The 22,935-nt window shown below is 68.0% G+C and carries 19 protein-coding genes; 9 read left to right on the top strand and 10 right to left on the bottom strand.

Going from position 1 to position 22,935, the window contains the following annotated elements:
- Positions 1–162: 162 nt before the first annotated feature.
- The 4 genes from PM1_RS28875 to PM1_RS28890 all read left to right on the top strand — a co-directional run bounded on the left by PM1_RS28875 (position 163) and on the right by PM1_RS28890 (position 4,397).
- Positions 163–759: a dimethylamine monooxygenase subunit DmmA family protein gene (locus tag PM1_RS28875; protein WP_009614993.1), complete on the top strand. Its 597-nt coding sequence runs from the start codon at positions 163–165 to the stop codon at positions 757–759.
- Positions 756–1,724, top strand: a complete 969-nt coding sequence (locus tag PM1_RS28880) for a PDR/VanB family oxidoreductase (protein ID WP_009614991.1) — start codon at positions 756–758, stop codon at positions 1,722–1,724. The genes PM1_RS28875 and PM1_RS28880 overlap by 4 nt, the downstream gene beginning before the upstream one ends.
- Positions 1,725–1,738: 14 nt before the next feature.
- Positions 1,739–2,755: a heme-dependent oxidative N-demethylase family protein gene (locus PM1_RS28885; protein ID WP_009614988.1), complete on the top strand. Its 1,017-nt coding sequence runs from the start codon at positions 1,739–1,741 to the stop codon at positions 2,753–2,755.
- A gap of 109 nt (positions 2,756–2,864) precedes the next feature.
- Positions 2,865–4,397 (top strand): APC family permease, encoded by a 1,533-nt coding sequence (locus PM1_RS28890; RefSeq protein ID WP_009614986.1) that lies wholly within the window; start codon positions 2,865–2,867, stop codon positions 4,395–4,397.
- Between the two features lie 179 nt (positions 4,398–4,576).
- Here PM1_RS28890 and PM1_RS28895 read toward each other — a convergent pair whose 3' ends face one another.
- The gene (locus tag PM1_RS28895; protein WP_009614984.1) at positions 4,577–5,506 is read right to left on the bottom strand and encodes an AEC family transporter; all 930 of its coding nucleotides are present in this window, start codon (positions 5,504–5,506) and stop codon (positions 4,577–4,579) included.
- A 107-nt stretch (positions 5,507–5,613) separates the two neighbouring features.
- Between PM1_RS28895 and PM1_RS28900 the strand changes: the two genes are divergently transcribed.
- Positions 5,614–6,501: a LysR substrate-binding domain-containing protein gene (locus PM1_RS28900; protein WP_009614982.1), complete on the top strand. Its 888-nt coding sequence runs from the start codon at positions 5,614–5,616 to the stop codon at positions 6,499–6,501.
- Between the two features lie 291 nt (positions 6,502–6,792).
- Here PM1_RS28900 and PM1_RS28905 read toward each other — a convergent pair whose 3' ends face one another.
- The 3 genes from PM1_RS28905 to PM1_RS28915 form a co-directional block, all read right to left on the bottom strand.
- Positions 6,793–7,740 carry an adenosine deaminase gene (locus PM1_RS28905; RefSeq protein ID WP_009614980.1) on the bottom strand — a complete coding sequence of 316 codons (948 nt, stop codon included), beginning with the start codon at positions 7,738–7,740 and terminating at the stop codon, positions 6,793–6,795.
- A 93-nt stretch (positions 7,741–7,833) separates the two neighbouring features.
- Complete coding sequence (locus tag PM1_RS28910) at positions 7,834–9,624, bottom strand: acyl-CoA dehydrogenase C-terminal domain-containing protein (RefSeq protein WP_009614979.1); 1,791 nt, start codon at positions 9,622–9,624, stop codon at positions 7,834–7,836.
- Complete coding sequence (locus PM1_RS28915) at positions 9,621–10,862, bottom strand: 3-hydroxyacyl-CoA dehydrogenase (protein WP_009614977.1); 1,242 nt, start codon at positions 10,860–10,862, stop codon at positions 9,621–9,623. The genes PM1_RS28910 and PM1_RS28915 overlap by 4 nt, the downstream gene beginning before the upstream one ends.
- Positions 10,863–10,971: 109 nt before the next feature.
- Here PM1_RS28915 and PM1_RS28920 point away from each other — a divergent pair, with 109 nt between their 5' ends.
- Entirely contained in the window at positions 10,972–11,874 is a 903-nt protein-coding gene (locus PM1_RS28920) for a LysR family transcriptional regulator (protein WP_009614975.1), read from the top strand.
- 191 nt (positions 11,875–12,065) lie between these two features.
- Here PM1_RS28920 and PM1_RS28925 read toward each other — a convergent pair whose 3' ends face one another.
- The 5 genes from PM1_RS28925 to hslO form a co-directional block, all read right to left on the bottom strand.
- Entirely contained in the window at positions 12,066–12,668 is a 603-nt protein-coding gene (locus PM1_RS28925; protein ID WP_009614974.1) for a nitroreductase family protein, read from the bottom strand.
- A 95-nt stretch (positions 12,669–12,763) separates the two neighbouring features.
- Positions 12,764–14,257, bottom strand: a complete 1,494-nt coding sequence (locus PM1_RS28930) for a flavin-containing monooxygenase (RefSeq protein ID WP_009614973.1) — start codon at positions 14,255–14,257, stop codon at positions 12,764–12,766.
- Positions 14,258–14,381: 124 nt separating this feature from the next.
- The gene (locus tag PM1_RS28935; RefSeq protein ID WP_009614972.1) at positions 14,382–16,316 is read right to left on the bottom strand and encodes a RecQ family ATP-dependent DNA helicase; all 1,935 of its coding nucleotides are present in this window, start codon (positions 16,314–16,316) and stop codon (positions 14,382–14,384) included.
- 393 nt (positions 16,317–16,709) lie between these two features.
- Positions 16,710–18,251, bottom strand: a complete 1,542-nt coding sequence (locus PM1_RS28940) for a phosphoenolpyruvate carboxykinase (protein ID WP_009614971.1) — start codon at positions 18,249–18,251, stop codon at positions 16,710–16,712.
- A 168-nt stretch (positions 18,252–18,419) separates the two neighbouring features.
- Positions 18,420–19,313, bottom strand: coding sequence for an Hsp33 family molecular chaperone HslO (gene hslO, locus PM1_RS28945; protein ID WP_009614970.1), 894 nt, complete (start codon positions 19,311–19,313; stop codon positions 18,420–18,422).
- Positions 19,314–19,421: 108 nt separating this feature from the next.
- On the opposite strand from hslO, the gene PM1_RS28950 reads away from it, so the two are divergent.
- The gene (locus PM1_RS28950; RefSeq protein WP_009614969.1) at positions 19,422–20,222 is read left to right on the top strand and encodes a phosphatase PAP2 family protein; all 801 of its coding nucleotides are present in this window, start codon (positions 19,422–19,424) and stop codon (positions 20,220–20,222) included.
- 700 nt (positions 20,223–20,922) lie between these two features.
- On the opposite strand, the gene hslR is transcribed toward PM1_RS28950, so the two are convergent.
- A complete protein-coding gene (hslR, locus tag PM1_RS28955; protein ID WP_009614968.1) occupies positions 20,923–21,318 on the bottom strand; it encodes a ribosome-associated heat shock protein Hsp15 in 396 nt (131 codons plus the stop codon).
- A 118-nt stretch (positions 21,319–21,436) separates the two neighbouring features.
- Between hslR and rimB the strand changes: the two genes are divergently transcribed.
- Together rimB and rimK are read left to right on the top strand one after the other, a co-directional pair.
- Positions 21,437–21,913, top strand: a complete 477-nt coding sequence (gene rimB / locus PM1_RS28960; RefSeq protein ID WP_024128818.1) for a retropepsin-like aspartic endopeptidase RimB — start codon at positions 21,437–21,439, stop codon at positions 21,911–21,913.
- On the top strand, positions 21,910–22,815 hold the full coding sequence (gene rimK, locus PM1_RS28965) for a 30S ribosomal protein S6--L-glutamate ligase (RefSeq protein ID WP_009614960.1): 906 nt from the start codon (positions 21,910–21,912) through the stop codon (positions 22,813–22,815). Before rimB ends, rimK begins: the two co-directional genes overlap by 4 nt.
- Positions 22,816–22,935: the final 120 nt, after the last annotated feature.

Below are 22,935 nucleotides of genomic sequence, written 5' to 3' on the forward strand. Positions count from 1 at the left end.
CATTCCCTCCCCTCAAAAACAATAATCCATTAATTTTCAACAACTTAATTTCTTGGCACACCCTGTGCTCCACCTCCATCGACCCGTGACCGTGCGCGGGTCCTCGAATCGCGCCAGGCATCCCCGACCGGGGTTGCCGGCAGTTCTGGAGGCACAACAACAATGCTCATCACAGGTATCAAGAGCAGGCCGGTCTACGACGACCTGCGCCCGCTCGCCGGCAGCAACCACATAGTCGCCGGCCAGGGCAGCGGCGGCAGCGCCATGCTCCGGCTGCTGGCCGAAATGCCGCGCAGCGCGCCCATCCGCGTGCTCTATTCCACCGAATCCTTCTCCGGGCAGAACCATCTGGCCGCGCTGCGCGACATCGCCGACGTCGAGCTGAGCGTCTACCCGAGCAACCGCTCGCTGGTCGACGACCTGCACGCCCTGCTCGGCCAGTCGCGCATGGGCACCCGCCTGTACCTGGCCGGCTCGGAAAGCTTCATCGGCACCGCCATGCAGGCGGCCGATGCGATCAACCTGAACCGGGACGAGGTGCTGCGCGAGCACTGCGGCTCCTTCGTGCGCCGCGTCTGGTGCGTGCACTGCGACGGCTACACCGAGAACGTCACCCAGCGCGTGTTCATCTGCCCGCACTGCGCCCGCACCCTGGTGGTCCGCGACCACTACTCCCGCCGCCTCGCCGCCTTCCAGGCGGTCAAGGCCGACGCCGAAGTCCCCGGCGAGCTGCCGGCAGCCGAGGAACTCGACACATGAGCCAGTCCAGCGGAACCCTCAACGTCCGCGTCGCCCGCATCGAGCAGGTGACCCCGGAGATCAAGCGTTTCACCCTGGTGCCGCGCGACGGCGGCCAGCTCACGCCCTTCTCCGGCGGCAGCAACGTGGTGGTGCTGATCCCCCACGACGGCGGCACCTACCGCAACGCCTACTCGCTGATGAGTTCGCCCTACGACGCCAGCGCCTACCAGATCGCCGTGCGCCGCGTGGAAGACGGCCGTGGCGGCTCCAGGCGCATGCACGATGCAGTGAAGGAAGGCGACGAGCTGGAAATCCTCCGCCCGGTGAACCTGTTCCCGCTGAGCAAGCACGCGCGCCTGCACCTGTTCATCGCCGGCGGCGTGGGCATCACCCCGGTGTGCTCGCAGCTGGCCGAGCTGCGCCTGCGCGGCACCCCGTTCGAAGTGCACCTGGCGGTGCGCGGCGCGGAACACGCGCGCCTCGGCGAGGAACTGGCGCGCGAATACGGCGATGCCGTGCGCCTGTACCGCGACGACCGCGGCGAGCGCCTGAACATCTCCGCCGTGCTGGCCGACCGCCCGCTGGGCAGCGACGTGTACGTCTGCGGCCCCGAGGGCATGATCCAGGCCACCATAGACGCGGCCCACGCCCACGGCTGGACCGACAGCCACATCCACTACGAGCGCTTCCTCGAACAGGGCAGTTCCGGCGAGCCGTTCAAGGTCACCCTGGCGCGCAGCGGCGCGACCATCGAGGTGTCGCCCGACCAGAGCCTGCTGGAGGCCGCCGAGGCCGCCGGCCACGAGATTCCCTACCTGTGCCGCGGCGGCGCCTGCGGCATGTGCGAGACCAACGTCCTGGAGCTGGACGGCGAGATCCTCCACACCGACGACTGGCTGTCCGACGAGGACAAGGCCGCCAACAAGAAAATCATGCCCTGCGTGTCGCGCGCCAAGTGCTCGCGGCTGGTCATCGACTGCTGAGCCGGAGAACGACCATGACCATCCAATTCCGCCCCGACGAAACCTACCGCGACGACTACACCTACGCCAACAGCCCCGCGTGCATCGCCCGCGCGCCCTTCCCCTTCCCGGACGACGAGTACATGTACTCGATGAACCTGGAACCCCACGTCTCCGTGGGCGACGGCGCCTTCCGTGCGGTGTTCGACATCGACGAGCACTACATCAGCGAGTGCCGCGACCGCGCCATCACCCTGGAGAAGGACCCGGGCATGCACTACGTCTCGGCGCCGCACATGATGGAGGCGCAGTGGGACCTGCTGGAGCTGATCATGGAGTCCTACGCCAAGGATTACCCGGAGTACTTCGCCCTGGAGCGCGACGGCACCCGCTGGCACTGGACCAACAAGCTGCTGGGCATCGACGACACCTTCACCTTCGGCGACCCGGCCACCCTGCCCTACGAGCCGATGGAATACATCACCCGCCAGGCCCAGGGCGACTGGGTGCTGCAGGAGGAGCGCGACGGCACCCTGTACTGGGGCGCCGGCATCGCCACCCAGCGCGCCGACTACTCGCTGCGCTTCAACCTGGGCATGGCCTGGCACGAGTACCACGGCCCGGTGCCGCTGGTGAAGGAAACCGGCATGCTCGACCGCGCGCTGAAGTTCCTCCTGCGCCTGCGCAACGGCCACCCGGTGCGCCGCCTGAACTGGTCGCTGACGGTCAACCCGCGCCTGGACGTGTCCGCCGAGAGCCTGCCGGACTGGGCCCCGGACCGCACCACGGTGACCGCCGAGAACGCCGGCGAGAAGGTCTACCTGCGCATCGAGCTGCAGCCGCTGCACCGCCTGCCGCGCAGCAACGCCATCGTGTTCCCGATCCGCACCTACCTGCTGAGCCTGCAGGACATCGCCAGCAACCCCGCCTGGGCCAGGCGCATGCACCGCGTGCTCAAGTCCCTCAACCAGGAACTGGTGGACTACAAGGGCTTCACCCGCTACCGCGACGCCGCGGTGGAATGGCTCTCGCAGTACGACGACGGCAAATAAGCGCCGCGCTTTCCATAACGACAATGAGCCCGTAGAGGGCAGCGGCGGATGCGCAAGCTCCGCCGCAGACAATCCGCCACTGCCCATTACCCCCTGAGAGGAAACAACGATGAGTGGGTCCCCTGCCAAGCGTGCCGCTGGCGTAACCGATTCCGATGCCGAGCAGCTCGCCGCCCTCGGCTACAGCTCGAACTTCGAGCGCAGCATGAGCCTGTGGGAGAACTTCTCCCTGGGCTTCACCTACCTGTCGCCGGTCGTCGGCGTCTACACCCTGTTCGGCCTGTGCCTGGCCGCCGGCGGCCCGCCGATGTTCTGGTCGTACCTGCTGATCGGCCTCGGCCAACTGCTGGTGTGCCTGGTGTTCGGCGAGGTGGTCTCGCAGTTCCCGATCTCCGGCGGCGTCTACCCCTGGGCGCGGCGCCTGGTGGGCAAGCGCTGGGCGTGGATGGTCGGCTGGGTGTACGCCTGGGCACTGTGCGCCACCATCGCCGGCGTCTCGGTCGGCGCCGGGCCCTACCTGGCGGCGCTGCTGGGCTTCACGCCGAGCGCGGACGTCAGCATCTACATCGCCCTGGTGCTGATCCTGGTCTCCACCGGCCTCAACCTGGTGGGCACCAAGCTGCTGGCGCGGGTGGCGATGTTCGGCTTCCTCTGCGAGCTGGTCGGCGCCATCCTGGTCGGCGGCTACCTGCTGATCTTCGAGCGCCACCAGCCGTTCAGCGTGCTCTTCGACACCTTCGGCCTCGGCGCGGCGCAGGGTTCCTACCTGCCGGCGTTCCTCGCCGCCTCCCTGGCCGGGCTGTTCCAGTACTACGGCTTCGAGGCCTGCGGCGACGTCGCCGAGGAAACCCCCAACCCCGGCAAGCGCATCCCCAAGGCCATGCGCATGACCATCTACATCGGCGGCGCCGCCGCGATGTTCGCTTGCCTGGCGCTGATCCTCTCGGTGCCGGACATGCACAAGGTGCTCGCCGGCGAGGACACCGACCCGGTCGCCACCATCCTGGCCAACGCCTTCGGCCCGCTGGGCTCGCGCCTGGTGATGGCGGTGGTGCTGGTGTCCTTCGTGTCCTGCGTGCTCAGCCTGCAGGCCGCCGCCAGCCGCCTGCTGTTCGCCTACGCCCGTGACGAGATGATCGTCGGCAGCCGCGTGCTGCAGCGCCTGTCGGCCAACCAGGTGCCGTCCGCCGCGCTGATCGTCAGCGGCGTGGTGCCGGCGGCCATCGTCTGCCTGGGCCTGTTCATGGCCGACGCCACGGCCACCATCGTCGGCTTCGCCGCCATCGGCATCTACGTCGCCTTCCAGCTGATCGTGGTCGCCGCGCTGATCGCCCGCGCCAAGGGCTGGGTGCCCGGCGGCCAGTTCAGCCTGGGCCCCTGGGGCACGCTGGTGAACGTCGGCGCGCTGGTCTACGGCGCCGGCGCCATCGCCAACATGGTCTGGCCGCGCAGCCCCGACGCGCCCTGGTACATCAACTACTCGATGTTCCTCACCACCGCCGTGGTGCTGGGCGCGGGCGTGCTCTATATGCTGCTGGCCAGGCCCTACGACAAGGGCACCGCGCCGGCCGGCGACGCCCACCGGATTTCCGGCCGCCAACGATCCGTGCGCGCGACTGGCGCGCTTGCCGAACCGGCTTGATCGCAACCCTGACGCAATTCGGGCCATACGCCTGAGGGGCGCGTCCGGCGCCACGCGGGGTCCCCTCCCCGCGCCGGCGCCAAGCGGTTTGCGAACGGGCCTGCCAGCCCCGCGCTTGGCAGGCCCGGTTTTTTTCCGCCCTACGCCAGGCTTGACCACGGCGTGGCCGCAACCATGGCTCAACGGGCAATCCACAACAGGCACAGCGACAAGGTCAGCAACGACCCCAGCGTCGACAACAGAATGCTGCGCGACACCACCGGCGCCTCGCGCTTGTAGTACTCCGCCAGCATGTACGGCCCGGTGCCGGTCGGCAGCGCGCTGAGCAACAACGCCGAATCGGCCCACAACGGCGGCAGGGCGAACACCTTGTAGGCCAGCACGCCGGTCAGCAGCGGCTGCCCCACCAGCTTGACCAGCACCAGCGGCCAGGCGCCGACCTGCGGGCCCTCCTGCTTCTGCGCCAGGAACAGGCCGAGGGAAATCAGCGCGCAGGGCGTGGTGGCCGCCGCCAGCAGGTCGAGGAAATGCACCACCGGCTCGGCCAGCCCCAGGCCGCTGGCGGCCCACAGGCCACCGATGATCGGCGAGACCACCAGCGGGTTCTTCAGCAGCGCGCGGCTCACCACCAGCACCGCGCGGCCGACGTGCTTCTCGCTCTGCAGGCCGACCTCGATGCACACCACGGCGACGGCGAACAGCACGCAGACCACCAGCAGCGAGGCGATCAGCGCCGGCTCCAGGCCGTCCTGGCCGAACACCAGCAGGCACAGCGGGATGCCCATGTAGCCGGTGTTGGCGTAGGAGGCGCTGAGCCCGTCGATGCTCGCCGCCGGCAGCTCGCGGCCCTGCCACAGACGCCAGGCCAGGGTGGCGACGAACACCAGCAGGCAACCGGCGGTGAAGGCGGCGAGGAAGCCCGGCTGCCAGATTTCCGCCCAGGTGGAGGTGGCGGTGACCTTGAACAGCAGCGCCGGCAGGCACAGCCAGACCACCAGCTTGTTGATCTCCGACGCCGCGCCCTCGCCCAGGCGGTTGGTCCTGCGCGCCAGCCAGCCGGCCAGGATCAGCGCGAAGATGGGCATGACGACGGCGATCACGGTGTGCATGGCAAGCTCGGCAAGGCGTTGTTATAGGAAGGCTGGCGAGCATAGGATTGCCGCATCGATACCGTCCAATGCTTGTTACGAGCCCAATCGATTCCGGAAACGCATCGATGATCGAATTGCGCCAGCTGCGCTACTTCCTCGCCCTCGCCGAACACCTGCACTTCGGCCGCGCCGCCGAGGCCCTGCACCTGACCCAGCCGCCGCTGAGCCGGCAGATAGCCGCGCTGGAGGCCGAGCTGGGCACCCCGCTGTTCGCCCGCCACTCGCGCTCGGTGGAACTGACCGCCGCCGGCCGCGAGTTCCAGCAGCACTGCAAGAGCCTGCTCGCCGGCCTCGACCTGGCGGTGCGCTCGGCCCAGGCCAGCGCCCGCGGCGAGCGCGGCGAACTGCGCCTGAGCTTCACCATGGTCGCCGCCTGGACGCTGCTGCCGACCCTGCTCAAGCGCTACAGCGACGCTTATCCACAGGTGAAGGTAGTGCTCAACGAAGTATTGCCGCGCGACCTCGGCCCGGCGCTGGAAGCCGGCGAGGCCGACGTCGCCCTGACCTTCCCGGCCCACGGGAGCGGCCAGCTGCAATACCGCACGCTATTGCGCGAGCCGCTGTGCGCGGTGCTGCCCAGCGCGCACCCGCTAGCCGCGAGCGCTCAGATGGCAGCGGGGGACCTGGCGCAGGAATCGTTCATCAGCTTCCCCCACAGCACCGCGCCGGCGCTGCACGAGGCGGTGATGCAGTGCTGCCGGGACAGCGGCTTCGAACCGCGCATCCAGCTGGAGCCGCACCTGCAGCAGACCATCGTCAACCTGGTGGCCGAGGGCCTGGGCGTGGCCCTGGTGCCGGACTCGATGCGCAAGATGCAGCTGCCCGGTGCTGCGTTCGTGGCGTTGGAGGCATCGCCACTGGTGGACTATGGGGTGGCGTGGAGTCCGCATAACGACAACCCTTGCCTGGGGGCTTTTCTGCGGTGTGCGGGGGTAGATACGGGCTCTTCGTAGGAGCGAGCTTGCTCGCGAACGGTGCTTGCTCGGGACTTTGGGTGTTGGGGGGTAGAGCGCCCTCTCCCTAACCCTCTCCCTGAAGGGAGAGGGGACCGTTGGGCAGGGTTTGATGTTATGGCGTTAGCCGGCTAGCGCAGAGGTTTCCGGCGGAAACCATCACTTTTCTCGGCACAGACAGGCCCCCTCTCCCTTCAGGGAGAGGGCTGGGGAGAGGGGACGGAGGTGACCTCACGCACAGCGTGGCCGGGAGGCACCGTTCGCGAGCAAGAACTAGGCGTCCCCCCGCTCCTACACCAACCGCGCATCCAGGCTGTTCTGCGCCAACCGCTGCGCCTGCTCCTTGGTCATCCCCAGGTGCTCGTGCAACGCCTGGAAATTCTCAGTCACATACCCCCCGAAGTAAGCCGGGTCATCCGAGTTCACCGTCACCTTCACCCCGCGCTCCAGCATCGCCAGGATGTTGTGCTGGCCCATGTGCTCGAACACGCACAGCTTGGTGTTGGACAGCGGGCAGACGGTCAGCGGGATCTGCTCGTCGATGATGCGCTGCATCAGCCGCTCGTCCTCGATGGCGCGCACGCCGTGGTCGATGCGTTCGACCTTGAGCAGGTCCAGAGCTTCCCAGATGTATTGCGGCGGGCCTTCCTCGCCGGCGTGGGCCACGGTCAGCAGGCCCTCGGCGCGGGCGCGGTCGAACACGCGCTGGAACTTGCTCGGCGGGTGGCCCACTTCGGAGCTGTCCAGGCCCACGGCGACGAAGGCGTCGCGGAAGGGCATGGCCTGTTCCAGGGTCTTGAAGGCTTCTTCCTCGGACAGGTGGCGCAGGAAGCTGAGGATCAGGCCGTGGCTGATGCCCAGCTGCTGCTCGCCGTCCTTCAGCGCGCCCTGGATGCCACGCAACACCACCTCGAAGGGGATGCCGCGGTCGGTGTGGGTCTGCGGGTCGAAGAAGGGTTCGACGTGGATGACGTTCTGCGCCTTGCACTTGAGCAGGTAGGCCCAGGTCAGGTCGTAGAAGTCCTGCTCGCTGCGCAGCACGTCGGCGCCGGCGTAGTAGAGGTCGAGGAATTCCTGCAGATTGTTGAAGGCGTAGGCCTTGCGCAGGGTCTCGACGTCGGCCCAGGGCAGCTTCACCCGGTTGCGTTCGGCCAGGGCGAACAGCAGTTCGGGCTCCAGGGTCCCTTCCAGGTGCAGGTGCAGTTCGGCCTTGGGCAGGGCGTTGAGCCATTCGTACATGGGTGGTTTCTCGTCATCGGGCTGAATCGATGCAAGTTTAACCCGGCCCGCCATGGCGGCCACCCCGGGCGAGCCGGGGCGGCCGCCCGGCCATCAGAAGGCGAAGTGCGCCTCGTCCAGCGCCATCAGGCAGCCGGCGCCGCCCAGCAGGGCCTCGCGGTGCATGCTGGCGCGCGGCAGGATGCGCCGCAGGTAGAAGTCGGCGCTGGCCAGCTTGGCGCGGTAGAAGTCGCCCTCGCCGCTGCCGGCGTCCAGCGCTGCCTGGGCGGTACCGGCAGCGCGCAGCCAGAGCCCGGCGAGCAGCACGTAGGCGCTGTACTGCAGGTAGTCCACCGACATGGCGCCGATCTCCTGCGCATCGCGGCGGGTGGCGGCCAGCACGTCGGCGGTCAGCCCGCGCCATTCCTGGATGCGCTCGCGCACCACCGCGGCCATGGGTTCCAGCTCGGCGTGGGCGGCCAGCGCGGTGCAGGTTTCCGCCAGGTCGGCCTGCAGCGCGGCCATCTCGGCGCCGCCGTCGCCCAGCAGCTTGCGGCGGATCAGGTCCAGCGCCTGGATGCCGTTGGTGCCTTCGTATATCTGCGTGATGCGGCTGTCGCGCATCAGCTGCTCCATGCCCCATTCGCGGATGTAGCCGTGGCCGCCGTATACCTGCACGCCAAGGCTGGCGACTTCCTGGCCCATGTCGGTGAAGAAGGACTTCACCAGCGGGATCAGCAGCGCCGCGCGCTTCGCCGCGGCCTTGCGGCCCTCGGCCTCGGGGTGGCCGTGCTCCAGGTCCAGCTCGCGGGCGCAGAGCGCGGCGAGCATGCGGCTGCCCTCGGTGAGGGTCTTCTGCGTCAGCAGCATGCGCCGCACGTCGGGGTGATTGATGATCGGGTCGGCGGCCTTCTGCGGCTGCGCAGGTCCCGTCAGCGCGCGCGATTGCAGGCGCTCGCGGGCGTAGCTCAAGGCGCCCTGGAAGCTGCGCTCGGCGATGCCCAGGCCCTGCAGGCCGACCTGGAAGCGTGCGTCGTTCATCATGGTGAACATGCAGGCCAGGCCCTGGTTGGCCTCGCCCAGCAGCCAGCCGCTGGCGCCGTCGAAGTTCATCACGCAGGTGGAGGCGCCCTTGATGCCCATCTTGTGCTCGATGGCGCCGCAGCTCAGCGCGTTGCGCGCACCGGGCGTACCGTCGGGGTTGGCGATGAATTTCGGCACCAGGAACAGGCTGATGCCCTTCACCCCGGCCGGGGCGTCCGGCAGGCGCGCCAGCACCAGGTGGACGATGTTCTCCGACAGGTCCTGCTCGCCGCCGCTGATGAAAATCTTGCTGCCGCTGACCGCGTAGCTGCCGTCGGCCCGGGGCTCGGCGCGGGTGCGCAGCAGCGCCAGGTCGGTGCCGGCCTGGGGCTCGGTGAGGCACATGGTGCCGGTCCACACGCCGCTGACCATCTTCGCCAGGTAGTCGCGCTGCAGCTCGGCGCTGCCGTGCTTGTACAGCGCCAGCACGGCGCCCTCGGTGAGCCCGGAATAGACGCGGAAGGACAGCGAGGCGGCCATCAGCATCTCGTGGAAGTTCGCCGCCACCAGCTGCGGGAAGCCCTGGCCGCCGAACTCGAGCGGGCCGGTCATGCTCGCCCAGCCATTGTCGCAGTACTGTTTGTAGGCTTCGCGGAAGCCGTCGGGGGTGGTCACCGCGCCGTCGTGGAGGGTCGCGCCCTGCTCGTCGCTGTTGCGGTTCAGCGGCGCCACCACCTCGCCGGTGTAGCGCGCGCCCTCTTCCAGCACGCCGTCGATCAGCTCGCGGTCCAGGCCGTTGCCCAGCAGCGCGCAGTGAGCGGTCGCGTCGAAGAGTTCGTGGAGGACGAAGCGCATGTCGCGCAGGGGCGCCTGGTAGCTCATGCGTGGTGCTCCTTGTGGACGTCGGCGAAGCGCCCGCCGCTGGCGGCCAGGCGCTCGATCAGCGCGGCCGGCTGCCAGTGCGCGCCGTGCTGCCCGGCGAGGTCGCGCAGGCGCGCGAGGATGCTCGGCAGGCCCTGGGCGTCGGCCCAGGCCATGGGCCCGCCCTTGTCGGCGGGGAAGCCGTAGCCGTTGAGGTAGACGGTGTCGATGTCGGCGCTGCGGCTGGCGATGCCTTCGTCGAGGATTTTCGCGCCTTCGTTGACCAGCGCCAGCAGGCAGCGCTCGAGGATTTCCTCCGGGCCGATATCGCGGCGCGCGTAGCCCAGGCGCTCGGACTCGCGCAGCACCAGGGCGTCGACCTCGGGGTCGTGCTCGGCCTGGCGGCTGCCGGGTTCGTAGTGGTAGAAGCCGTTGCCGCTCTTCTGGCCGAAGCGGCCTATCCCACAGAGGCGGTTGTCCACCTGCACGGTGGGCGCATCCTGGCCCTTGCCGGCCAGCTCGCGGGCGCGCCATTCGAGGTCGATGCCGACCACGTCGAACATGCGGAACGGGCCCATGGCGAAGCCGAAGCCTTGCAGCGCGGCATCCACCTGGTAGGGCAGCGAGCCTTCGAGGATCAGCCGGCGCGACTCCTGCACGTACTTCTCCAGCATGCGGTTGCCGATGAAGCCGTGGCAGTTGCCGGCCACCACGCTGACCTTGCCCATGCGCCGGCCCAGCTCCAGGGCGGCTTCCAGCACGGCGGGCGCGGTTTTCGCGCCGCGCACGATCTCCAGCAGCTTCATGATGTGCGCCGGGCTGAAGAAGTGCAGGCCGAGCACCTGCGACGGACGCTGGGTCACGGCGGCGATGGCGTCGACATCAAGGTAGGAAGTATTGCTGGCGAGGATCGCCGCGGGCTTCAGCGCCGCGTCCAGCTCGCGGAAGATCGCCTGCTTGAGCTCCAGGTTCTCGTAGACCGCCTCGATCACCAGGTCCGCTTCGCGGATCGCTGTGTAGTTGTCCACAGGCGAGATGCGCGCCCGCCGGGCCGCCGCCTCCATCTCGTCGATCCGCCCCTGGCGCACGTTGTGGGCGTAGGTGTCGGCCACCGCGCCCTGGGCCTGCAGCAGCATCTGCGGATTGTTGTCCAGCCACTGCACCTGCACGCCGGCGTTGGCCAGGCACATGACGATGCCGCGGCCCATGGTGCCGGCGCCTATCACCGCGGCGCTGCGAATCGGGGGGATCTGGCTCATGGTCTTCCTCTTGTTATCAAACGGGCGTTCGAGCAAAAAAGTGACAGTCACCTTAGGGAAGATCGGATTATTTTTGAAATTTAGTCTTGTGATGCGCAGTATTTAGCTAATGAATATAAATACCTTCGACCTGAACCTGCTGCGTGTCTTCGACGCCTTGTTGCGCGAGCGCAGCGTTTCCCGCGCCGCCGAGCGCCTGGCCCTGAGCCAGCCGGCGGTGAGCAACGCCCTGGGCCGCCTGCGCGAGTTGCTCGACGACCCCTTGCTGGTGCGCATCGGCCGCAGCATGCAGCCCACGCCGCGGGCCCTGGAGCTGGAGGCGCCGATCCGCGAGTCGCTGCAGCGCATCCTCCACAGCCTCAGCGGCACCGAGCGCTTCGACCCGGCGCGCAGCCGCCAGCGCTTCACCCTGGCGCTGACCGACTACGCCGAGTTGCTGTGCATGCCGGCGCTGCTGCAGCGCCTGGGCACGGAGGCGCCGGGCGTGGCCCTGGACGTGCGCCACCTGGCCCCGAGCCTGCCGGTGGAGGCGCTGGACAAGGGCCACCTGGACCTGGTGCTGGGCCGCTTCGAGGACATCCCGGCGCGCTTCGCCCGCCGCCCCTGGGCCAGCGAGACGCTGCGCCTGCTGGCGCGCCGCGGGCATCCGCGGGTGAACGGCCCGCTGGACCTCGACGGCTTCCTGAACGAGCGCCACCTGTGGGTGTCCGGCGGGCAGACCAAGGGCATGGTCGACCAGTGGCTGGCCAGCCAGGGCCTGAAGCGGCAGATCGCCTACGTCACCCCCAACTACCTGCAGGCCGCGCAACTGGTGGCCGGCACCGACCTGCTGACGGTGCTGCCGACGCGCCTGGCCGAATACTTCGCCAGGCTGCTGCCGCTGCAGGTGCTGGAGCTGCCCTTCGACGTCGGGCAGTTCCACCTGGAGCTGGTGTACCTGGCCCAGCGCGAGCGCGACGTGGCGTTGCAGTGGCTGCTGGGGCGGATGCAGGAGGCGGCGCCGAGGCCGTAGGCCCTGCGCCGAGATGCTTTTCGTAGGATGGGTTGAGCTTGCGAAACCCATGCGGTCACGGTGATGGGTATCGCTTCGCTCAACCCATCCTACGGGTGCCTCCTGGAACCGTACCGTCCGCGAGGCGTCCCCCTCGCCCCCACGAAAAGCAGAACGCGCCCGAGGGCGCGTTCATTGGCCATCGGCAAACCTCAGAACCGATCGCGAATCACCACCTCGTCCAGCGCCAGCTTGCCCACCCGCGGCTTGGGCGCCACGGCCTGCTTGCCGACGGCGACCATCAGGCCGATCACGTGGTTCTCCGGCAGGTTGATCAGCTTGGCCACGGCGTCGAAGTCGAAGCCGTCCATGGGGCAGGAATCCAGGCCCTTGCCGCGGGCGGCGAGCATCAGCGTCTGGGCCATCAGGCCGCAGCTGCGCATGGTCTCGTCGCGCTGCACCTGGGGCTTACCGCGGTAGTAGGTGTCGATGGCGCCGGCCATGTAGTCCTGCACCTCCTGGGGCGCGCCTTCCCAGACGCGGCGGGCGTTCTTCTCCCAGCTGTCGAGCTGGGCGCAGACCACCACCAGCATCGAGGCGTCGGTCACCTGGGCCTGGCCCCAGGCCACTTCGCGGATGTGCGCGCGCAGTTGCGCGTCGCTGACCTCGACCAGGCGCACGTGCTGCAGGTTGAAGGCCGAGGGCGCGAGCATGGCCAGCTGCAGCAGCTCGTCCTTCTCTTCGCGGCTGAGAGTGAAGGCCGGGTCGTAGCCCTTGACCGCGCGGCGGCTGCGGATGGCTTCGTCGATATGCATGGGGACTCCTTTCGTTGACGGCGAAAAATGCCCGCCATGGTAAACCGCCCGGGCGCAGGCTTGCCGCGGTTTTCCCGATAGGAATCATCGAATCGCTACACTGCCTGCAACGAGGCCTCGTCGCCCTGCCGGGAGCGCGGCGAGGTGAAGGTCAGGTAGCCGTCCTCCACCTTGCCGTGGCGCAGCAGCGCCAGGTCCAGGGCGTAGTTCTGGTAGAGCTTCCAGGGCGTGCGGTCGCCCTGCTTGGGCATCTTGTCGGCGGCGCGCTGGATGTAGCCGGAGTTGAGGTTGAGGAAGGGCTCCTCCTTCACCTGGCCGGCGCCGGCGCGCGGCGTGCACTGGCGCATGCCGATGGCATCCATGTGGTTGATCAGGCGGCAGAAGTACTCGCTGGAGAGGTCCGCCTTGAGCGTCCAGCTGGCGTTGGTGTAGCCGACCACCGCGGCCAGGTTGGGCAAATCGCGCAGCATGATGCCGCGGTAGCCCATGCTCTGGTTGACCTGGAACGGCTTGCCGTCCACCGCCAGCTCCGCGCCGCCGAACATCACCAGGTCCAGGCCGGTGGCGGTGACGATGACGTCGGCCTCCAGCACCTGCCCGGACTTCAGGCGGATGCCCTTCTCGCAGAAGCCGTCGATGTGCTCGGTGACCACCGAGGCCTTGCCCTTGCGCAGCGCCTTGAACAGGTCGCCGTCGGGCACGCAGCACACGCGCTCGTCCCACGGCTTGTAGCGCGGGCTGAAGTGGCGCATGTCGAAGTCCTTGCCCAGTTGGTGCCTGGCCAGCCCCAGCAGGGCCTTGCGCGCCAGGTTGGGGAAGGTCTTGGCGAACAGGAAGAAGACCATCTGCATGGTCACGTTGCGCGCCCGCGCCTGGCGGTACACCCAGGTCTCGGGGAGGAAGCGGCGCAGGAAGTTGGAGATCGGGTCCTTCTGCGGCAGGCTGATCACGTAGGACGGCGAACGCTGCAGCATGGTGACGTGGCGCGCCTTGTCGGTCAGCGAGGGCACCAGGGTCACGGCGGTGGCGCCGCTGCCGATGACCACCACGCGCTTGTCGGCGTAGTCGAAGCCTTCCGGCCACAGCTGCGGGTGGATGATCTGCCCGCGGAAACTGTCGCGGCCCTTGAATTCCGGGGTGTAGCCGGCCTCGTAGCGGTAGTAGCCGGTGCACATCAGCAGGAACTGCGCGCTCATGCGCACCGGTTCCGGCTCGTCGCCGCGTTGCACGGTCAGCAGCCAGCGCGCGCTGTCGCTGTTCCAGTCGGCCTTGAGCACGCGGTGGCGGTAGCGGATCTTGCGGTCGATGCCGTTTTCCTGCGCGGTCTCCTCGATGTAGTGGCGGATCGAGGGGCCGTCGGCGATGGCCTTGGCGTCGGTCCAGGGCTTGAAGTTGTAGCCCAGGGTGTACATGTCCGAATCGGAGCGGATGCCCGGGTAGCGGAACAGGTCCCAGGTGCCGCCCATGGCCTCGCGGCCCTCGAGCAGGGCGAAGGTCTTGCCCGGGCAGTGCTTCATCAGGTGATACGCGGCGCCGATACCGGACAGGCCGGCGCCGACGATCAGGACATCCAGGTGCTCGACAGACATGGGGGCTCCTCGGCCGGTGGCGGGCAACGCCTTGCTGAGTCTAGGAGGAATTTCCTCCCCCGTACCCTACAAGGGCCGCCGCCGGCCGGCGCCCCACCCTAGGATGGGTGGAGCCGCCGCGGCGTTACCCTTGCGCCAGCTGCGCCATCACCCAGGCGCGCACCTGGGCGTAGGGGTAGTCCTCCAGCGCCGCGTAGCCCGGCAGCGTGCGCGCCCGCAGGCGGGTGAAGGCCGGCACGCTGATGCCGCAGAGGAAGCGCGTCACGCAGTCGGCGCTGGGCGGCATGCCGCGGGCGCCCTGGTACTTGTCGAGGAAGGCGGCGCAGCGGCTCTGCAGCGTCTGCCCGTCCAGCGGCGGCAGGGCCGGCGGCTCCGGCAGGTGGGCGACGCGACCGGCGCAGACCGAGCAGTGCCCGCAATGCTCCGGCGCCCGCGCGTCGCCGAAGTAGCGGGCCAGGCGCCGGCTCAGGCACTGGTCGCTGGCGAACAGCTCCAGCATGGCGCCGATGCGCGCGATCTCGCTGGCCTCGTGGCGCTTGAAGTAGGCGTACAGCTCGTCGCTGAGCGCATCCATGTCGAAGCCCGCCTCGCGCACCGCGTAGACCTCGGTCATCTGCTTGCTTTCCAGCTCGATCCAGCCGCGCTCCTGGAAGTAGTCCAGGGCCTTGACCACCCGCGCGCGCTCGGCGCCGTGGCGCTGGTAGAGGGCGTCGAAGTCGAGGGTCGACCAGGTGCGCGCCCGCGCCGAGGTACTGAGGATGGCCTCGACGAACTGCCGCCGCTCGCCTTCGAAGTGGCCCAGCAGGGCATCCGGCTCGATGAGGTTCTTGAAGCGGTACTCGGCGAAATAGGCGAAGCGCGGGGCGATGATGCCGCGCAGCTCCAGCTGCACCAGCAGCGTCTTGAGCGGCAGCTGGCGGATGTTCGACTGGTCCGACAGCGCGGTCAGCATCAGCTCCCACTGGCCGTTGGGCGCCGCGGCGATTTCCGCCAGCACGCTGCGGATGCCCTCGCGCTCGGGGGTGTCGCCGTAGACGAAGTTCTCCAGCACGCTGAGGCTGTCGCGGTTGGCCAGCACCAGGCAGTCCGAGGGCTGGCCGTCGCGCCCGGCGCGACCGATCTCCTGGCTGTAGTTCTCCACCGACTTGGGCAGGTCGAAGTGCACCACGTTGCGGATGTCGCTCTTGTCGATGCCCATGCCGAAGGCGATGGTCGCGACAATGCAGTTCAGCGCGCCGGCCATGAAGCGCTGCTGGATGGCCTCGCGCTCGGCGTGGTCCATGCCGGCGTGGTAGGCGCGGGCCGGGATGCCGCGCTCGGAAAGGTGCGCGGCGATGTCCTCGGCGGTCTTCTGCTGGGTCACGTAGACGATGCTCGGCTGCCCGGCCCGCGCGCCCAGCCACTCCACCAGGCGGGCGCGCTTGGCGGCGCTGGCCACCGGCTCCACCTGCAGGTTCAGGTTGGCGCGGTAGAAGCCGGTGGTGACCACGTCGGCCTCGGCGATGGCGAACTTGGCGCGCATGTCGGCGATCACCGCCGGCGTCGCGGTGGCGGTCAGCAGCAGCACCTGGGGGATGCGGAACTGTTTCTGGTAGGCCGGCAGCTTCAGGTAGTCGGGGCGGAAGTTGTGGCCCCATTCGGAGATGCAGTGGGCCTCGTCGACCACCAGCAGGGAGATCGGCACTTCGCCGATGAAGTTGCGGAAGCGTTCGTTCTTCAGGCGCTCCACGGAAATCATCAGCACCTTCAGCTCGCCGCTGCGGGCGCGGGCCATGGTCTGCGCCACCTGTTCGCGGCTCTGCGCCGAGTCGATGCTGGCGGCGGCGATACCGTGGCGGGCGAGGAAGGCCAGCTGGTCCTGCATCAGCGCCAGCAGCGGCGACACCACCAGGGTCAGGTGCGGCAGCAGCAGCGCCGGCAACTGGTAGCACAGCGACTTGCCCGAGCCGGTGGGGAAGATCGCCGCCGCCGAGCGCCCGGCCAGCACGGCGCTGACCGCCGCCTCCTGGCCGGGGCGGAACTGGCGGAAACCGAAGACGCGTTCGAGGGTGTCGTGCATGCGGGTATCTCCCTTACCGGTCATGGGTGGAAACGCCATGCTAGGGGCAGCCATTGTAGGAGCGGGCTTGCTCGCGAACGAGCCGATTCCGGTTCAGCGGAAAGTACGCTCCTAAGGTAGCCCCGTAGGCGCGGACCTTGTCCGCGATCGCGGATAAGATCCGCTCCTACGCTGCCCCACCCACGCCATTCCCCTGTAGGAGCGCGCCCTACGCGCGAATCGCGGGCAGGGCCCGCTCCTACAGGTTGCCGGGGAGCACGGCATTCCTCCCTCGTAGGAGCGGATCTTATCCGCGAAGCCCGCCAATACGCCCGGCTATCGCGGACAAGCTCCCACAGGGGTCGGCCAATGAAAAAGCCGCCCGGAGGCGGCTCTTTCGGCGAACGGGCGCGCTTACAGCTGCGGGCCGGCGTTCTTGATGGCTTCGCTCACTTCGAACTTCTTGAAGTTCTCGATGAACTTGCTGGCCAGGCCCTTGGCGGCTTCGTCGTAGGCGGCCTTGTCAGCCCAGGTGTTGCGCGGGTTGAGCAGGTTGGTCTCGACGCCCGGGACGGCCTTGGGCACGTCCAGGTTGATGATGTCCAGGTGCTCGGTCTCGGCGCCGACCAGCGCGCCGCTCTGGATGGCAGCGATCACGCCACGGGTGGTCGGGATGTTGAAGCGCTTGCCGACGCCGTAGCCACCGCCGGTCCAGCCGGTGTTGACCAGGTACACCTTGGAGCCGAAGGCCTTGATGCGCTTGATCAGCAGCTCGGCGTAGACGCCGGCCGGGCGCGGGAAGAAGGGCGCGCCGAAGCAGGTGGAGAAGGTCGACTTGATGCCGCCGCCCGAACCCATTTCGGTGGAACCGACCAGCGCGGTGTAGCCGGAGAGGAAGTGGTAGGCCGCCTGCTCGTTGTTCAGGATCGACACCGGCGGCAGTACGCCGGTCAGGTCGCAGGTCAGGAAGATCACCGCGTTGGGCTCGCCGCCCAGGTTGGCTTCCGAACGCTTCTCGACGTGCTCCAGCGGGTAGGCCGCGCGGGAGTTCTGGGTCAGGCGGTCGTCGGCGTAGTCCGGGACGCGCGCGTCGTCGAGAACCACGTTCTCCAGCACGGCGCCGAACTTGATGGCCTTCCAGATGACCGGCTCGTTCTTCTCGGACAGGTCGATGCACTTGGCGTAGCAGCCGCCTTCGATGTTGAAGACGACGCCTTCGCCCCAGCCGTGCTCGTCGTCACCGATCAGGTAACGGCTTTCGTCGGCCGACAGGGTGGTCTTGCCGGTGCCGGACAGGCCGAAGAACAGGGTCACGTCGCCCGCTTCGCCGATGTTGGCGGCGCAGTGCATCGGCAGCACGTCCTTCTCCGGCAGCAGGTAGTTCTGCACCGAGAACATGGCCTTCTTCATTTCACCGGCGTAGCGCATGCCGGCGATCAGCACTTTCTTCTGGGCGAAGTTGAGGATGACGCAGCCGTCGGAGTTGGTGCCGTCGCGCTCGGGCACGCACTCGAAGTTGGCCACGTTCAGCACCTGCCACTCGTCGCGGCCGGCCGGGTTGTAGGTTTCCGGGTTGATGAACAGCTGACGGCCGAACAGGTTCTGCCAGGCGGTGGCGGTGGTCATCTTGACCGGCAGGTAGTGATCGGCGGCCGAACCTACATGCACGTGGGAAACGAAGTGGTCCTGGGCGTCGTTGAAGGCCTGGACGCGCTCCCAGAGGGCGTCGAACTTGTCGGCCGGGAACGGGCGGTTGATCGCGCCCCAGGCGATGGAGTCCTTGCTGCCGGGCTCTTCGACGATGAAGCGGTCGGCAGGCGAGCGGCCGGTGCGGTGGCCGGTTTCCACCACCAGCGAGCCGTTGTCGGCCAGGCGACCTTCGCCGCGGCGAATGGCTTCCTCGACCAGTTGGGCAACGCTGATATCGGTGTACACGGCTTTGTTGGCTTGCGTCATGTGGGTCCCCATCGGCCGGAGCCGAGTCCTCCAAACATTGCGTAGTGACTTCTAATTCCCACTACAGCGGAAAAAAGTCGCGGGATTATGCCAGAAAAGAACGGTTCTCGTGCAGCCTCTGATCCGGCGAGGGCGTCAATGGTTCGGCTATCGCCCCGATAGCGCCGATCAATGGCGGGTTTGTGACGGTGCCGCGCTGCCGCCGCCGGCGAACAGCTGGGCGATGTCGCTGCCGTCGAAGGCGTAGCGCTGGTTGCAGAACTGGCAGTCGACGGTGATCTCGCCGCCCAGCTCGCCCAGCAGGCGCTCGGCGTCTTCCTTGCCGAGGCTGACCAGGGCGTTGGCCGAGCGCTCCCGCGAGCAGCTGCAGCGGAACACCAGCGGCTGCGGCTCGAACAGGCGCACCGCTTCCTCGTGGTACAGGCGGTGCAGCAGGGTCTCGTTGTCCAGGCCCAGCAATTCCTCGACGTTGAGGGTGTCGGCCAGGGTGGTCAGGTGCTGCCAGCTGGCCTCGCGGTCCTCGGCGTCCTTCAGGCGGTCGGCGGGCAGTTGCTGCAGCAGCAGGCCGCGGGCATGGCGGCCGTCGGCGCCCAGCCAGAAGCGCGTGGGCAGCTGCTCGGAGGTGGCGAAGTAGGACGACAGGCAGTCCGCCAGGCAGGCGCCCTCCAGCGGCACTATGCCCTGGTAGCGCTGGCCGTTCTTCGGGTCCACGGTCATGGTCAGCACGCCGTCGGGCATCAGGTCGAGCAGGCCGGCGCTGTCGCGGATGGCCTCGGCGTCGTAGCGGGCCAGGCCGCGCACTTCGCGGTCGCTGGAGCATTCCACCATGAGCAGCGGCACGGCGCCGCTGGAGCGCGCCTGCAGCACCAGCAGGCCGTCGAACTTCAGGGTGCCGCACAGCAGCGCCGCGGCGGCGAGCATCTCGCCCAGCAACTGGGCCACCGGCTGCGGGTAGGGGTGCTTGGCCAGCACTTCGGCGAAACTGCGTTCGAGCGCCACCATTTCACCGCGAACGTCGGTGTTGTCGAAGAGGAAACGCTGACTTTGATCGATCTGGGACATGCTGGGCACAACGCTGGCTGAGGCACAAATACATGACAAGCTGATGGCAAAGGCCTATAAAGCGCGCTTTGCGACAGCCGCCCGGTTCAGTAAGGGGGAATCGATTCTATGGAGAAAGCTTCGCCGTTCCAAGCCACCTGGTCGTGGCGCCCGTTCATCGCCTGCCATGCGCTGGCCCTGGTCCTGCTGCTGCTCTGGCTGTGGACGCCGACCCGCGCCGCCATCGACTTCTTCGACTTCAGCCTGTTCCACGCCCTCAACGCGCCGCTGGCGACCAACGAGGCCTGGCGCAACGTCTGGGCGGTGGCCAGCACCCGGCCGTTCGACATTCTGGTCGGCGTCATCCTGCTCCTGCTGCTGATCCGCGGCGACTGGATCTTCAAGGCCGGCCAGGTGCGCGCTGCGACCTTCGGCCTGGTGGTGACCATGGTGGTGCTGATGGTCGTCCGCACCCTCTATGCCAAGATCGCCCACCACCTGGGCTGGCAGCACGCCAGCATCTCCGCCGTCGCCCCGGACGCCGTGCGCCTGGAAGACTTCTTCCGTAGCTGGCAGGACACCCTCTTCGAGGTGAAGGACGAGTCGGCGCGCAGCTTCCCCGGCGACCACGCCTCGGTGCTGCTGGTGTGGGCGCTGTTCCTCAGCCTGTTCGCCCGCAATGCCGTGCAGTGGCTGGTGGTCTGGGCCCTGGCCCTGCTGTTCATGCTGCCGCGTCTGGTGGCCGGCGCCCACTGGGGCCAGGACGACTATATAGGCGGCGTGCAGATGGCCCTGCTGGCCCTGGCCTGGAGCTGCTTCACCCCGTTCGCCGCCTGGGCCAGCGCCGGCCTGGTGCGCCTGACCGAGCCGCTGTTCGCCGTGCTGGCGAAGGTGCCGCTGCTCAACCGCCTGAGCGTGATCGCCGCCTGAGGCGCCCTCCGGAACCCCCGCCACGGCGGTAATGCTGTTCACTTAAGCGATATGTGGTGGTTCAGCGAAGGTGCACCAGCCTGGCCTCGCTCCCTCACCCCAGCCCTCTCCCAAAGGGAGAGGGGGCTATTCGGAGCGTGCGGGGAGTTCGGCGTCATCCCGGAACGCCCACCTCTTCTCGTCATTCCCGAGAACGCGAACCCTGGGTTCGCGAGCAAGCTCGCTCCTACGAAAAGCCAAAGCGCATTCGCTCTGGCTTTTGCTCTTGAGACTTCCAGAGAAACATCCGCGCACTCCGAAACGCCCCTTCAGCAGGCCGAGCGAAACCGGCGCTCAGGAGGTCATGCGACATGGATGTCGCGAGAGCCCCGATGGGCTACAGGGACGTACCCTCGGGGCGGGCCTCCGTGGCGGGGGAGTTCGCGAGGGTAGCCCGGCTCCATCGGGCCCGTATGTCGGGGCAAGCCTTTTTGGTTCCTTTTGTGGCGATTGACAAAAGGGACTCGCCCGAGGGGGCGAAACAAGACGGCCGGGCAGACTCGGTGCGGCGCAGAAACACCCAAGCCGAGGCAACTGGGTTTCCGCGCTCGCAAGCCAAGCCAAGCCATAGTCCCAGCCATATGAAAATCCCATTTCCCCCAGGCAAAGAAACAGCATCCTTTCTTAAGTGAACAGCATTACGCCACGGCGGGGGTTTCCGTTATTCCTGGTCGTCGAGGAAGTGCAGCAGTTGGCGGCGCTGCTTCTTGCTCGGCCGGCCGTCGGTCTGCACGCCCAGGGCGCCGGCCTTGCGCATGGCCGCCGCGTCCTCGCGGCGCTTCACGCTCTCGGCGGTTTCCTCGTAGAGCAGCTGCGCCTCCGGCGCGCCGCGGCGCACGCCCGACAGCGCCTTGACCACCACGGTGCGCTCGTCGAACCCGGTGCGCAGCACATATTCCTCGCCGACCTTCGGCTCCTTGCTCGGCTTGCAGCGCTCGCCCCGGCAATGCACCTTGCCACCCTCGATGGCCGCCTTGGCCAGGCCTCGGGTCTTGTAGAAACGCGCAGCCCACAGCCACTTGTCCAGGCGTACCCTGTCGTCGTCTTTCTCGCTCACGGCCTCATCCACACTTCTGCAACCTGGCCAGTCTACCCTCGGCCCGGCGTTCCCGGCAGGCCCCTGGCGGGCGCCGATGGCCCTGCTAGAATGCCGCAAAACCCTGGGATGGCTCCTTTTGAAGACATTCGACCACCTGTCAGTGATCGGCCTGCGCGAATGGATCGCCCTTCCCGACCTGGGCATCGTCGGCCTGCGCGCGAAGATCGACACCGGCGCCAGCACCTCCAGCCTGCACGCCAGCGACATCGCCACCTTCCAGCGTGACGGCCGCGACTGGGTGCGCTTCACCGCCCACCTGGGCACCCAGGTGCAGCGCCGCCACCGCTGCGAGGCGCCGCTGGTGACGATGAAGACCATCCGCAGCTCCAACGGCCAGGCCCAGACGCGCTACGTGATCCGCACCACCCTGGCGCTGGGCGACCGCGCCTGGGCGGTGGAATTCACCCTGGCCTGCCGCAAGACCATGCGCTACCGCGTGCTGCTGGGCTCCAAGGCGCTGGTCCAGGGCCAGTTGGTAGTCAACCCGGCGCTGACCTACGTCCAGGACAAACCCCTCATCATGGTTACCCCCGCCCTTTCAGGTGCCCAATGAAAATCGCCGTGCTGTCGCGCAACCCGCGCCTGTATTCCACCCGTCGGCTGGTGGAGGCCGGGCAACAACGCGGGCATGAAATGGTGGTGATAGACACCCTGCGTGCCTACATGAACATCGCCAGCCACAAGCCGCAGATCCACTATCGCGGCCAGCCGCTGGAAGGCTTCGACGCGGTGATCCCGCGCATCGGCGCCTCGGTCACCTTCTACGGCTGCGCGGTGCTGCGCCAGTTCGAGATGATGGGCGTGTTCCCGCTCAACGAATCGGTGGCCATCGCCCGCTCCCGCGACAAGCTGCGCTCGCTGCAGTTGCTCTCGCGCAAGGGCATCGGCCTGCCGATCACCGGCTTCGCCCACTCTCCGGACGACGTGCCGGACCTGATCCAGATGGTCGGCGGCGCGCCCCTGGTGATCAAGCTGCTGGAAGGCACCCAAGGCGTCGGCGTGGTCCTGGCCGAGACGCAGAAGGCCGCCGAGTCGGTGCTGGAGGCCTTCATGGGGCTGAAGCACAACATCATGGTGCAGGAATACATAAAGGAAGCCGGCGGCGCCGACATCCGCTGCTTCGTGGTGGGCGACAAGGTGATCGCCTCGATGCGGCGCCAGGCCGCGCCCGGCGAGTTCCGCTCCAACCTGCACCGCGGCGGCAGCGCCAGCCTGATCAAGATCACCCCCGAGGAGCGCATGACGGCGATCCGCGCAGCGCGGATCATGGGCCTGAAGGTGGCCGGCGTGGACATCCTACGCTCGCACCACGGCGCGCTGGTGATGGAAGTTAACTCCTCGCCGGGCCTGGAAGGCATCGAGACCACCACCAACAAGGACATCGCCGGGGTGATCATCGAGTACCTGGAGAAGAATGCCGGGCCGCATATGGTCAGGACTAAGGGCAAGGGGTGAGGAGGCACGTACGCGACGCATGCGTCGCGCCGACGAACGACCGGCCATGGATGGCCGGGCTGGGGGTGCCGACGGGCACGATGCCCCGACAGGGATGTCTACGCAGGATCACCATGAAGC

The sequence above is a fragment of the Pseudomonas sp. M1 genome (assembly GCF_022760135.1).
GTDB classification, from domain to species: domain Bacteria; phylum Pseudomonadota; class Gammaproteobacteria; order Pseudomonadales; family Pseudomonadaceae; genus Pseudomonas; species Pseudomonas citronellolis.